10 protein-coding genes are annotated in these 13,070 nt (G+C 64.4%); 2 read left to right on the top strand and 8 right to left on the bottom strand.

From position 1 onward, the window contains the following. Positions 1 to 23: 23 nt before the first annotated feature. On the bottom strand, positions 24 to 3,335 hold the full coding sequence (locus PQQ51_RS03080; RefSeq protein ID WP_408494732.1) for an autotransporter outer membrane beta-barrel domain-containing protein: 3,312 nt from the start codon (positions 3,333 to 3,335) through the stop codon (positions 24 to 26). 192 nt (positions 3,336 to 3,527) lie between these two features. Here PQQ51_RS03080 and PQQ51_RS03075 point away from each other — a divergent pair, with 192 nt between their 5' ends. Further along, complete coding sequence (locus PQQ51_RS03075) at positions 3,528 to 4,577, top strand: aldo/keto reductase (RefSeq protein ID WP_408494730.1); 1,050 nt, start codon at positions 3,528 to 3,530, stop codon at positions 4,575 to 4,577. An 85-nt stretch (positions 4,578 to 4,662) separates the two neighbouring features. Here the strand turns inward: PQQ51_RS03075 and PQQ51_RS03070 are convergent, their stop codons facing one another. Next, positions 4,663 to 5,034, bottom strand: a complete 372-nt coding sequence (locus tag PQQ51_RS03070) for a carboxymuconolactone decarboxylase family protein (protein WP_408494728.1) — start codon at positions 5,032 to 5,034, stop codon at positions 4,663 to 4,665. 115 nt (positions 5,035 to 5,149) lie between these two features. On the opposite strand from PQQ51_RS03070, the gene PQQ51_RS03065 reads away from it, so the two are divergent. Further along, positions 5,150 to 6,118: an AraC family transcriptional regulator gene (locus tag PQQ51_RS03065; protein ID WP_408494726.1), complete on the top strand. Its 969-nt coding sequence runs from the start codon at positions 5,150 to 5,152 to the stop codon at positions 6,116 to 6,118. Between the two features lie 5 nt (positions 6,119 to 6,123). Here PQQ51_RS03065 and PQQ51_RS03060 read toward each other — a convergent pair whose 3' ends face one another. The 6 genes from PQQ51_RS03060 to PQQ51_RS03035 all read right to left on the bottom strand — a co-directional run bounded on the left by PQQ51_RS03060 (position 6,124) and on the right by PQQ51_RS03035 (position 13,036). Then, positions 6,124 to 6,693, bottom strand: a complete 570-nt coding sequence (locus tag PQQ51_RS03060; RefSeq protein ID WP_408494724.1) for an FUSC family protein — start codon at positions 6,691 to 6,693, stop codon at positions 6,124 to 6,126. Between the two features lie 12 nt (positions 6,694 to 6,705). After that, positions 6,706 to 8,076, bottom strand: a complete 1,371-nt coding sequence (pelG, locus tag PQQ51_RS03055; RefSeq protein ID WP_408494722.1) for an exopolysaccharide Pel transporter PelG — start codon at positions 8,074 to 8,076, stop codon at positions 6,706 to 6,708. A 13-nt stretch (positions 8,077 to 8,089) separates the two neighbouring features. Beyond that, entirely contained in the window at positions 8,090 to 9,724 is a 1,635-nt protein-coding gene (pelF, locus tag PQQ51_RS03050) for a GT4 family glycosyltransferase PelF (RefSeq protein WP_408494720.1), read from the bottom strand. A gap of 10 nt (positions 9,725 to 9,734) precedes the next feature. Continuing rightward, positions 9,735 to 10,934 carry a sugar ABC transporter permease gene (locus PQQ51_RS03045; protein ID WP_408494718.1) on the bottom strand — a complete coding sequence of 400 codons (1,200 nt, stop codon included), beginning with the start codon at positions 10,932 to 10,934 and terminating at the stop codon, positions 9,735 to 9,737. Further along, positions 10,918 to 12,399, bottom strand: a complete 1,482-nt coding sequence (locus PQQ51_RS03040; RefSeq protein ID WP_408494716.1) for a PelD GGDEF domain-containing protein — start codon at positions 12,397 to 12,399, stop codon at positions 10,918 to 10,920. Before PQQ51_RS03040 ends, PQQ51_RS03045 begins: the two co-directional genes overlap by 17 nt. Positions 12,400 to 12,469: 70 nt before the next feature. After that, positions 12,470 to 13,036, bottom strand: coding sequence for an LpoB-related protein (locus PQQ51_RS03035; RefSeq protein ID WP_408494714.1), 567 nt, complete (start codon positions 13,034 to 13,036; stop codon positions 12,470 to 12,472). Positions 13,037 to 13,070 lie beyond the last annotated feature (34 nt).

Here is a 13,070-nt window from a genome sequence, read left to right as displayed (position 1 = left end):
ACGCTCCGATCAAGCGGCAAAAATTACCAGACCCAACGCACCCCCGCGTCGCCCGTTACCGTTCGCTGATGCGCGCCACCCAGGTTCGTGATCCAGCCTACCGTTGCGAACACGCTGCCGGAAGCGCTGAATTTGCCGACCACCCCTGCGCCGAGTTGTGCGGCGGTTTGCCCGACGCTGCCCGGAATCACCGTGCTGCCGCCGAAGGTGACCTTGTCGTCGCTGCCGAATGTGCGCAGCACACTGACTCGCAGATACGGCCGCCATGCGGTTGAGAGCGCATCGAATTGGCCTTGCAGACGTGCACCGATTCGTCCTACGAAAGTATTGCCGCTACTGAAGCCGACGCTGGACACGCCGTCGTTCAGATCGTCGAGCGACAGGTGTTGCCAGATCAGTTGGGCTTGTGGTTCGAGCGTCAGGCCGGCGCCGAGCGGAATCGGCAGGCCGCCTTCGAGCGAGCCGGTCACCGCGCTGCCATGCGTGCTCGCGCCGACGCCGTCGCGCGAAAGCGGATCGACGGTGAGCGAACTGCCCATCAACACCGCGTCCGTGTACCAGCCGCTCGGGCCGACATGAGTCCAGTAGCCGCCGAGACTGTACGCATTGATCGCGAGATGGCCGACGGCGAGGTTCGGCATGCCGAGCGCGAAACCGTCGACGTCGCCGGTCGCCCGCGCGAAGCCGACGAATAGACCGTAGTGATTGCGCTGGCCGCTCGCGCTCCTGTCCGCGTACAGATCCTGGCCCGCCTGGATGCCGTAGATCGAGCCGTCGAATTGCGGGCTCGCCACGCCGTCCTCGCTCAGCACGCTATGACCGCCCCACGCGCGGCCCCACGCGGCAGGTAGTGTGCCGTTTTCGTTCAGCAGTGCCTGGTCGCCCTGGCGCTCATGAAACGTATCGATCTGCATCCAGCCGAGCGTACGCGCGACCCCCGGCGCCGCCGCATAAACGGGCACTTCGACGCGATATAGCGGTGTGGGTGCGGAACCGGCCGGAGCCGGCGCGGGCAGCGGGATGCTGTCCACGGCGGCGAGCGGCACGCCTGGGATCTCCGCGGGCGGCTCGCCGGGTGGGGTGACCGGTGGCGTGACGCCGGGAGGCAGGGCGGGCACCGTATTGCGCAGATACCAGTTGTCAGTCGTGCCGCCGCTCACGCCGCCTTTGGCGAGGTAATACGAGTACGCGCCGGCCTTCACCGGAGCGGCGAGCGAGAAGGCGCTGGCTGACGTGCTCGCACCGTTGGTCGCCTGAATCAGCTCGATACCGTCCGCGATCGTTTGCGCGCCTTGTCCGCCGACGTTCGTGACCTGCAGACGCGTCGCACCGCTCGCGCTGCCGCCGCTCAATACCAGCCGGTCGGATGCCGCGCCGTCGCCGGCCACGACGGTGTTCAGTCCGATCGCGCCGTTTTGTCCGACGTAGTTGCCCGTTATGTTCAGCCGGTTGCCAACGCTTGCGCCGGCAGCATCGCCGATCTGCACGACGCCCGCGTTCACGAGCGAACCGTTGATCGAGAACGCGCCGTTGCTGCCGCCTGCAAACAAGGGCAGCGCATTCGCGACGGCGAGCGTGCCGTTGTTCGTCACCGCGCCGCTTACACTGCCATAGCCGCCGAACGCTGCGCCCGGCGCGACCGTCGTGGCGCCGCCGCCGGCGAGCGCGGCGACCGGATGCGCCGCGTCGCCGATTGCGAGCGTGCCCGCAGCGATCGTGGTCGCGCCGCTGTACGTGTTCACGCCGTTCATCAACAGGCTGCCGCTGCCGGCCTTCGTCAACGCGCCGGGGCCGCTTACCGCCTGCGACAACGTGCTGTCGAACGCCTGCGTATCGATCGTGCCGCCGCCGGCGGCCAACGTCATCGCACGCGTGCCGGCCAGATCGAAACTCGAATTCAATTGCAGCGTGCCGCTGTTGAACGTGAGGCCGCCGCTGTTCGCGCCGAGCGCATTGTCCGCGGCGACGGCAAGCGTGCCCTGATCGATCGTGGTGCCGCCCGAATACGTGTTGCCGCTCGCCGCGCCCGGTGCCATCGTCAATACGCCCGCGCCGGTTTTATCGACGGCGCCCGTACCGCCGATCGAACCGGTGTAGGTGCCCGCAGTGTCCTGCGCGAAGCGCACGAGTCCGTTGTCGGTCACCGTCGAGGGGAGGCTCTGCGCGGTCGCCTGCAACACCGCGCCGCTATCGACGAGCGCCGTCGCGCTCACGCCGAGCGTGCCGGTCAGATTCAACGTGCCGGTCTCCACATGAGCGAGCGTGAAGGTGCCGCTGCCTGTCCAGTTCCACAACGTGCCTTGCATCAGCAGGGTCTGGAAATGGTTGAACGCATTCGCCGCGGTGCCCGTGCCCTGCAAGGTCACCGTATTCGACCCTGCGCCGCCGTCCGCCGTGCCGACGATCGTGGAGCCGGTTTGCAGAATCAGCGAGTTGTTGCCGTTGCCCATCGTGATGGCTGTACCGATACCGCTTTGCACGAGCCCGGCATTGATGATCGTGCTGTTGCCGTTGAGTGTGCGGATGCCCGAGCCGTTCTGGCTGATGATCGTGCCGCCCGCGAGGTTCCGGATTGTCGCGACGAAGCTCGATCCCGCCGTGTTCGAAAACACGGCGTCCGACCCGGCACCGCTCGCGGAAATCGTGCCGCTGTTGGTCAACTGGTCGTTATTGCCTTGCATATAAGCGGTAGGACTTGCCGAGCCGCTGGTGGACAGTGTGCCGCTATTACTGATGCTGCCGCTGCCGCCGAGGATCGATGCCGCGCGTGCATTGCTGCCCGATGTCGTGACCGTGCCGGTATTGATCAGCGTGTTGTTCGACTGGCCGACATTCGTTTGCCCCCACGCGGCAGTCATGCCGTATGCGTTGGGACCGACGGTGCTGATCGTGCCGTTGTTGGTCAGCGTATTGCCGCTGCCGTTGGCGGCCATGCCGTCGTTGAACGCGCCACTGGTGGTGATCACGCCGCCCGTCGCGTTGGTGATCTGGTTGCCGTTGTTCACGCCGAGCAGCACCGCGCCTCGCACGGTGCCCGAACCGCCTCCGCCTGTTAGCGAGAAGTTGCCGGCGCTGGTGATCGAGCTGTTGGTATCGACGCTGAAAGCGACTGCGTTGCTGCTTCGCACAAAGCTGCCCGACGCGGTGTTGTCGGTATTGATCGTCACGCCGGTGCTGCCGGTTTGCGCTACGACCGCAGCGAGTCCGCTGCCGGTGCATGTGACTGTTGTACTGGAGGGTGGGGCGCTATTGCTGCAGGCAGCCATAGCAGATGGAACGAGTGCTTTGGACAGGAGTACCACACTGCCGAGCCCAATGCCTACCGTCTTCTTCATGCCGAGGGTCCTCTTTTAAGGGACGACGTCATACGGAGCGGAATGGTCCGATTTATACACGTCTTACTCGAACTTTCCAAATCCGCTGACAACGCATCGAACGCGCGGGATGGCTGCGCGCTGCGAGATTCTGTGAACTCAAGTACTCTGTCCGGCTCACCTGTCAACGAATCTACGACGGAGTCTCGAACGATGCGATACAACCAGTTGGGCCGTACCGGTGTGTTTGTTTCAGAGTTATGTCTGGGCACGATGACCTTCGGCGGCGGCGAGGGCATATGGAAGCAGATCGGCGATCTGCAACAGGCGGATGCGGAGCGGCTGGTCGGCAGGGCGCTCGACGCAGGCATCAATTTCATCGACACCGCCGACGTCTACGCCGAAGGCCTGTCCGAACAGATCACGGGTCAGGCGCTGAAGAATCTCAAAGTGCCGCGCGACAAGGTTGTTGTCGCAACCAAAGTATTCGGGCCGACCGCGGATTTTCCGAACGCGCGCGGCGCTTCGCGTTATCACATCATCGACGGTGTGAAGGCGAGCCTGAAGCGTCTGCAACTCGATCACATCGACCTGTATCAGATCCACGGTTTCGATCCCGCCACGCCGATCGAAGAAACGGTGCGCGCGCTCGATACGCTGGTGCAGCACGGCCATGTTCGTTATGTCGGTGTGTCCAATTGGGCCGCCTGGCAGATCGTCAAAGCGCTGGGCATTGCCGAGCGCCTCGGCCTCGCGCGTTTCGAAACGCTGCAGGCGTATTACACGCTGGCAGGACGCGACCTCGAACGTGAGCTGGTGCCGATGCTGCATAGCGAAGGGCTCGGTCTGATGGTGTGGAGTCCGCTTGCGGGCGGTTTACTGAGCGGCAAGTATGGCCGTGAGCAGCAGGGTGAAGCGGGCAGTCGTCGCACGACCTTCGATTTTCCGCCGGTGAATCGCGAACGCGCGTATGACTGCATCGACGTCATGCGCGATATCGCCGACGCGAAAAAAGTTTCGGTCGCGCAGATCGCGCTTGCGTGGCTGTTGCATCAGCGCGCGGTGACGTCGGTGATCGTCGGCGCAAAAAAGATCGAGCAGCTCGACGACAACATCGCCGCCACCAGTGTGTCGCTTACGGCCGATGATCTCGCGAAGCTCGATAAGGTGAGTACGTTGCCGCCGGAATATCCGGGCTGGATGCTGACGCGCCAGGGCGAGGCGCGCCGCAAGCAGCTTGAAGAGGCGCGCTTTGCGTCGTGACGTGGCGTGACATGGTGATGCGGTGAGACGGTGAGGCGGTGAGGCGGTGACGTCGTGACGCGCAAGCGCCGCGCCGCCCCGCGCCTCAACTAGCCGCGCTCGCTTCGGTCGCCGCTGCTTCGCTTGCATAAGCGGCGACCGCATCCATCGTTCGCGCCGAATACACCATTGCTGCACCCGCATTCATCGCGACAGCCACACCGAGCGCTTCGGCGATTTCCTCACGAGTCGCACCGTGTTTGAGCGCTTCTGCGGTGTGCACGGTAATACAGCCGTCACACCGCAGGCTCACTGCGACAGCGAGCGAAATCAGTTCGCGCGTTTTTGCGCCGAGCAGATCGGCTTTCTTGCCGGCGCCCGACATCGTTTGATAAGCCCTCACGGTATCCGGCGACAGTTTGCCGATTTCACCGATGCGGCCGAACAGTTCTGTGCGGTAATCGATCCAGTTCAACATGACAGTGCTCCTTGTTTGCTGCGCGCCTGCGGTTGCCTGCGCGTTGAACAAAGTATTGCGCTGTCCCGCGATATCCTGAATACTCGATTCGCTCAACCTTTAGCGCGATCGTCTCATGGATACGCTCAGCCGATTGATCGACCTCGCGAGGCCGCAAGGCAGCCTCGATTTGCGTTGCCTGCTCGCGGGCGGTTTCGATATCGACCATGCGCCGCTTGAAGCGGGCATCGCGCCGTTTCATCTCGTGCTCGACGGCGCGTGCATTGTCGAAACGGCAAACGGTGCGCAAATGCCGCTGCGTGCAGGTGATTTCGTGTTGTTTCCGCGTGGCGCGGCGCACCGGGTGCGCGACGTGCAACGCTCTACCGTCACCACGCCGCTCACGTCGAGCCACAACGGCATGTTGCCGCTGCGGCGCAACGGCGATAGCGGGCACACGGGCCACGGCAGCAGCACGGACATCACCGCCGACCTCGATCTGCTGTGCGGCCGCTTCATCTACGCACCGGGTTCGTCCGCGTTGCTGCTGAATGCGCTGCCCGATCCGCTCCACGTCTCGCTCGGCCGCGAGCCCACGCTCGGCGCATTGCAGACGGTGATCGCGCTGATGCGGACCGAGTCCGAACAGCGTCAACCGGGTGCGCTTGCAGTAGTCACCGCATTGAGTCACGCGTTGTTCGCGATTGCGTTGCGTGTGTACGGTGCGCAGAACGCGTCCGCTTCGGGCGTGCTTGCGCTGCTCGCCGACGCGCGCCTCGGCGCTTCCGTTCAGGCGTTGCTGGCCGAACCCGAGCGAGCGTGGACGATTGCCGAGCTTGGCGATCTGTCGGCCATGTCGCGCGCCACTTACGCGCGCCATTTCAGCGAGCGCGCCGGCATGACGGTGATGGATTTCCTCACGCAGATTCGCATGACGATTGCGTGCGATCTGCTGCGGCGTACCCAGCGCAGCGCGGCGGAGATCGGCGAAGCGGTCGGATATCAATCCGAAGCCGCGTTCGGCAAGGCGTTTCAGCATAGTGTGGGTGTGCCGCCGGGTCGTTACCGGCGCCAACCGCAAGAGACAGACCGGGAACCCCGATAAAAAATCTAGGCCTTATCGGGCCGACCAAGCCAGCGCTTCTCGATTCTCGACATGAGCAACGTGACCAGCAGCGCGCAGACGGTGCCCAGCGTCACTTCGCCTAAACGCAGCAGCGCCCGGTCCCACGGCGAGCCGATGCCGGGCACCAGCAGCATGATGGTCGCGGTAATGCCGCCGAGGCGCGCGGCGCTCCCCACGTTCACGACCCAGCAGATCAGAATCGCCGCTCCCACCGTGATCGCATATGCCGCGAAATGGCCGCCGCCGAGCGTGGCGCCCACGAGTCCGCTGAGCGCGCCGACCATCGCGCCGATGAACTGGTCGCGCGACAGATTGCGAGTGTCGATATAACTATGCTGGCTGACCGCGATCGCGGTGATCGCGGCCCAGAACGCCTGTTCGGTATGCAGCCAGCGGCCGATCCAGAACGCGAGGCTCGCGCCGGCCACGGCTTGTACGGCCATCACCCCGCCTTCGACCAGGCGGTCGCCGAGCGGCAGTGACTTGAGAAAGGCAAACAGCGAGTTGGCGGCGCTCGCGCGTGCGGCGCGATTTGATTCTTCGGGTGAGGTCATCGAATGGAGACGCTATTGCAGCATGAAGGTCTCGTATTCTAGCGACTCCAATTTACGATCGAGCAGATACAGGCTCGCGAGTACGACCACCAGCAATGAACCGGCAAAGCCGTAACCATAGAACGCGGGATTCAACGCGAGCGTGATCGCGGTGAACACCACATTGAGCACGACGAAACCCGCGACCAGCATCAGCACGATCCTGCGCTTGTCGAGATAGAAGAACACGTTGATCGTGCCCATGAATACGACCTGCATGCTGGCCGCGATCACGTCGATATAGAGGAGCGGCAGATAGAGCGTCGAAATCTTCAGCCACGACAGCAGCACGGTGCCGGCGGCGAACAGCATCATCGCGGCGATGGTCTGCACCTTGATGATTTCCCAGATGCCGTTGCGCAACGCTTCCACCATCGCGTTGCGCATCCGTTCGATATGTTGCAGCGATGCGCCTTCGCGCACCGCATCGTAGAACGCGTCGTAATACTCGACGAAGTCGGTCTCGATGCGCATCAGAAACACCGCCATCCCCGGAATGATCGCGAGGTAAGCGAGAAACACGGGGATGTCGTAAATGATCGACGCCCTGAGCGGCCCGATCACCGGCTGGCCCGTGCCCGGCGAATACCAGAACATGTACTTGTCGACCCAGATCGCGAGGTTGTAGAGCAGCCCCGTGAGCATCAGCGACGGATAGCGATAGCGCTTCCAGAATACTTCGAACGAGATGAAGTGATCGCTGCGGTAGTCGCGGTAGATCAGCGCGAGCAGACCGATCAGCAGAATCGTCTGGCCGCTGACGAAGCCCGACAGCAACCCGGTCAGGCCGAAGCGATTGAGCGCGAGCGCGGCGCAGGTGGTGAAGCTGTAGCCGATAAAGAACACGACGATGATCGACACATACTGCTTCATGCCGGACAGAAAGATCGTCGCGATCCAGATATTGCTCATCACCACGAAGCCGGCCAGCATCAGCAGCCGATACGCGACGGTTTGCTGCGGGAACAGCAGCACCACGGCGAGCGTGCCGAGCAGCGCGGCGGCCACCGTCACGACGAACGCCACCGCATGAAAATTCGGCAGCACGAGATCGTCGCGCTTTTCGAACAGACGGTCCGACGTGAAGCGCGTATACGCGAGCTGCAACGGCCCGGTGAGAATCAGCGACAGCGAAATCAGATACGTCACCGATACCTGAAACTGCGTGATGAGGCCGGTCGGCAGCACGAACGGCAGGCTCAGCACGCCGATCAGCAGAATCCCGACGATCGACAGCACCCACGGTCCCGCGCCGATCAATCCCGCATACGTGTAGGCCTGCATCAGCCCCAGCAGCGTATTGCGGCGGAGCATCTTGCGCAGTTCGAATCCGATTCCGGCCATCGTGTGAACTCCGTCAGTGCGGCAACGTGGCGAGCGAGGCGGGCGGCCCGGCCGGCTCGACGACATCCGCCTGCGTGGTGAGCCGCGCATACAACTCACGGTACGAACCGACCATCTGCTCCTGCGTATAAAAACGCTCGACCCGTGCGATACCGGCTTGCTGCGCCGCATGCCAGTTCCGTTCGTCGAGCAGCTCGAGCGCGGCTTCGGCGAGCGCGCGCGGATCGGCGATCTGCACCACGCGACCCGCCGCGCCGAGCGCCGCGTCTTCGCCGTCGAGGCCGTAGATCAACTGGCGGCACGAACCGACATCGGTCGTGACCGACGGCACGCCCGCCGCGAAACCTTCGAGCACCACCAGCGGCAATGCTTCGGAAATCGAACTGAGGATCAGCACGCCGCATTTCGGCAGCAATTCGTCGATCTTCTGGAAGCCGAGAAACTTCACCTTGTCCTGCAAGCCGAGACTCTCGACGAGCGCGCGGCATTCGTTTGCATACGACTCGTCTTCGTCTTCGGGGCCCGCAATCCACGCTTCGGCCTCGGGCATCCGGCGCACCACCGTCAGCATCGCGCGAATAAAAGTCTTGATGTCCTTGATCGGCACCACGCGGCCGATCAGGCACAGCGTTTTCGGCACCTGCGCGCCGCGTTGCGCGCGCAGCGGCGCGAGGCGCGGCAGGTTCACGCCGTTCGGAATGTTGGCGGTCTTGTATTCGGGCGCGCCGTCGACGATCTGGCGGCGGCGATTGCCTTCATAGAGCGCGATGATGTCTTCGGCCGCGTCGTAGCACACGTGGCCGAGCGTTTCGAAGAAACGCACCCACAGGTCGCGGAAATAGCCGATCTGCGATACGTCGCGCTCGAAGATGCTGCGGTTGTCGCGAATCCACTGGCTCTGGAACAGGTCGATCTTGCGTTCCTTCGTATAGATGCCGTGCTCCGACACGAGCAGCGGGCGGCTGTGCCGGTAGCGCAGCAGCGCGCCGAGAAAGCCTGCATAGCCGGTGGAAACCGTATGGAACATCTTCACCTTCGGCAGCCCTTCGGCGATGCGCGCGAGTTGCCAGAGCGGCTTGTGCATGATCCGCACGGTCCAGAAATAGTCGACGAAAGACGGGTCCGTGCAGAACTGGCGGTACTGGTCCGTCAGATAGGTCCACGCTTCTTTCGAGTACAGGAATGCTTCTTCACCGAGTGCGCCGCCGGGCCGCAGATCGTCGAGCATGTCCTTCAGCATTCGGCCGGCGGCCTGGTGCATCGCCGGGTTGCGCAGCTTGTCGTGCATCTGCGCGGCCTGCATGAAAGCCGCGGGGTCGCCCGCATGCTGCTGGACCATCGGCGGCGGCGTGAAATCGTACAGGTAGTGATTCTCCAGATGCACGACGTTGTCGGGCAGCGCGTAGGACATCTTCGGATAGTCCTGCGGACGGCTGCCGAGAAAACACAGCGCGAACGTGTACTCCGGAAACGCGCGGATGATCTGGTTGACCCAGCTCGACACGCCGCCGCTCACATACGGGAACGTGCCTTCGAGCAGCAGGCCGATATCGGCGGACGCGGCGCGTGGCAGGCGCGGCGCATTCGCATTCGTGTGGGATGACGAGGGCGACGGCGATGAAGAGGACGATGACGCGGTGGCATTCATGTTCGAGATCTCATAGAGAAGCGCCGTGCGCTGCCGGTGTTTGATGCGCTTGATGCACCTGATGCGCTTGCCAGAACGCCAGCACCGCATGCAGCGTCGAACTGCCGGCGCGGCGATCCATTTCGCCGAGCAACTGCCGCACGCGCGCGAAATTGCGCCGCAGGTAAGCGGCTTCGGCCAGATACGGCAGCATCCGTTCGCGCGGAAAGCCGCAGTCGATCGCGCGTTGCAGCATCGTGTCGGCGGCGTCGAGTTCGCGCCGGTCGAGCGCGAGACGGCCACGCAGACGCCACAGCGACGCGTCGTCCGGATCGGATGCGAGCGCTGCGGCGGCGAAACCGTCGGCCTGATCGGCGGCGTTGCGATACACGTCGCCCGTCACCAGATGCTCGTAGATCAGTTCGCTATACAACTCTGCCAGTGTCTTGTTCGCGCGTCGCCGGTCGGTGTCGTTCAGTTCGGGGTGCAGCGTTTTGTCGAGCCTCGGGCGCTGTTGCAGGATCTGCTGGGTCAGCAGTTTTTCGCGGTTGTCGAGAATGCCGTACGCAAGCAGGCGGATGTCGTCGAGCGGGTCGGCGAGCATCCCTTGCAGCAATGGCGATACCGTGCGCGCCGGCATCGCCTGCATCGCCAGCAACGCGGTCATGCGAAACGCGGTGCCGGCGTCCGCGTTTTGCAATTCGGCCTTCAGACGCGCGCCGCGGCCATACGATACGTTGCCGATCAGATTCGCGGCGAACTCCGGTTCGTCGATCTGCGTGACCGGCAGGCGCGCGGCGGGACGCGGCAAAAGCCGCGCGATACCGAGCGCGCCGAGTGTGCACGCAATGCCGCCGAGCGGGACCGCGAAGTTCAGGAACCACAGCGCGGCGAGCAGTCCTTTGCGGGGCGTGCGGTAACGCGGCGGCATCGCCCGCGCGATCGCGAGCGAGATCAGTAGCGCGGCGATTGCCTGCAACGCGAGGCAGAGCAGCAACGTGCGCGTGTTCAGACGGCCGGCGGTGGCGAGCGGGGTGTCGTCGGCGAGACCGCCGAGCCATTGCGCGGAGGTATCCGGCGCACCATGCATGGCGAGCGCGAACACGCCCAGTTGCAACGCAAGGCCGCCGATACCCGCGAGCGTGGCGAGAAGGGCACTCACGCGAGCGGCGGTCTGAGACGGCGGCGCGTTCGCCGCGGCTTGCCGGCGTTCGTCAGGCGTGGCTGGCATCGCAGCGCTCCAGCAGACGTCGCAATGCGACGACGGGTTCGTCGTTGGCGATCACCATCGCGTGCACGGCGATCCGAGCGGATTCGAAATCGACGCCGTATTGCGCGCGCAGATTGTCTTCGATCCGCAGCAGATAGCCGTCGATCGAGCTTTCGCCGGACAGCGGCATCAAGGTCAGAATCATGCGTTGCCGCGCGTCGCCGCGTGCCCATTGGACGTCGAGCGCGCGCCGCGTGCGCAGCACATGTTCGTACCAGGTGGTGCTCGCCGCGCGGTCGTCGAATACCAGCGCGACCAGCGACGACTGCACCTGCGTGTCGCGATACAGATGCACGAGCCGCGCATAGTCGAGTGCGAAATCGTACGGGCAATCGGGAAACGCGTTCAGCGTGTCGCGCGTGACCACCGCGTGCTGCACGCCGTCGGCGTAGTAGTTGCACAGCACCAGCAGGAATTGCAGGTTGTCGCGCGTCAACGCGAGGAACGGCATGTGTTCGATCACCAGCAGACCGACCGGCTCCTTCAGTGCGTCGATCAGCGGCACGCAGGCGATATAGCGGCTCGGCGCGCCGAGTTGCTGCGCGTTCGATTCGATATGCACGAGGCTGCGGGCTTCGAGCGCCTCGCGCACGAGCGGGTCGTCGGCATCGAGATCGAAGGCTGTGCCGATCCATGCCGCTGCCTCCGGATGCGGTTTGCCGTCGCGCCATGCGTAGAGGCGCGCGCGTTCGAGCTGACAGGCCTGCGCCGCGGCATCGAGAAACTGTTGCGCGCCGCGCAGATCGACCGCGCCGCGCTGCGCACTGCCGGGTTCCTGCGCGATCGTCACCGCACGCATGCGTGCGAGCGAATCGCGCAGCGTCGCGGGACGGCCGAGCAGATCCTGTTCGAGGCGTTCGTGCGAGAGCCGCAGCAGGAATTGATTGCGCGTCAGGATGGACAGGCGTTCGGCGAGATAGTCGTTGGCCATGCGCGCCTGGCCGAGACGCGTGATCCACACGTCGCCGAACTGGCCGCACAGCAGCGTAAAGACGAAGCCGCCGAAGAAAAAGCCGACCGGAAACGCTTGTGCCTGCGGCTGCGGTTCGATCAACGTATGAGCGATCGAGCCGAGCGACGAAGGATCGGCGCCGGGATACAGCACATACCACGCGCCCAGCAGGATCAGCCCGGAAAACGCGCCCGCAATCGACCCGTAGCGCAGCGCCAGCACGATCGGCACGATCCAGATCCAGCCGAAGCCGACGTGAACCAGCAGCGGATTGTGCGGCCGGAACAGCCAGCACAGGCCGATCGCGAGCAGCGTCGCGAGTATCGATTCGAGCGTGGTGACGAGGCGCCGATGAGCGGAGCCGCGCGGCGGCGCGATCAGCCGGGCCCACAGCGAACCTGCGCCCACGCTCTGCGCCTGGCGGCGTTTGAGCCGGGAGCGCGGCGCGAATTGATCCGGAGCACGCGTGTTCATGGCGATGGCTTCCTGGTATCGGTTAGATGCACACGCGCCGCGCGTGGCGGGCGCAGCCGCGTGCTTCGGTTCATCGCGCGAGCGGGCTCAGCAGATCGCGCTCGAGTTTCTGCGCGACGCCGGACACCGCATCGCGGCTCCAGCCGGTGCGGCTGCCGCTGCCGGTCCACACCACCTTGCCGCTTTGCACGTCGAGCACTTCAAGCGTGAGGCCGACGGCCGGTTCGCCGTCCACGCCGACCTTGTAGCGCCATTCGTTGACCGAGCCCGTCAACGCATAATGCGCGTTTTGCTGACGCGCCCAGTTCAGCGCGTTCTGCTGCGCATCCGGTTTTGCCGGGTCGAACAACGTTTCGTCGTCGGCACTGGCCGGATAGCGGGCGAGGTTCGCGTAGCCGTATGAAGCCAGCAGACTGTGTGCGATCGACGCGGCGCGCTGTCCCGCTTGCGGCGTTTCGGTGTTGTTGGCGATCGGCAGGATCGCCCACGTGTCGCTCTTCGAGAAGGCCGGTGCCGCGCTGCGATCGATCACCGAGCAGCCGGCAGCCAGCATGCCGAACGCCGCGCCGAACACGATCGAGAACAGCGCGGCGCGGGTGCGTGTGGCGGCCGTTCGGGTTTGATTCGCTTGATCCATCTTGTTCTCCCAGTCAGACAGTCGTTCAGGCTTG

The sequence above is a fragment of the Paraburkholderia xenovorans genome, assembly GCF_046030735.1.
Taxonomy (GTDB): domain Bacteria; phylum Pseudomonadota; class Gammaproteobacteria; order Burkholderiales; family Burkholderiaceae; genus Paraburkholderia; species Paraburkholderia xenovorans_A.
The sequence above is the reverse complement of the archived record's forward strand: the minus strand, read 5'-3'. Positions and strand labels throughout refer to the sequence as shown.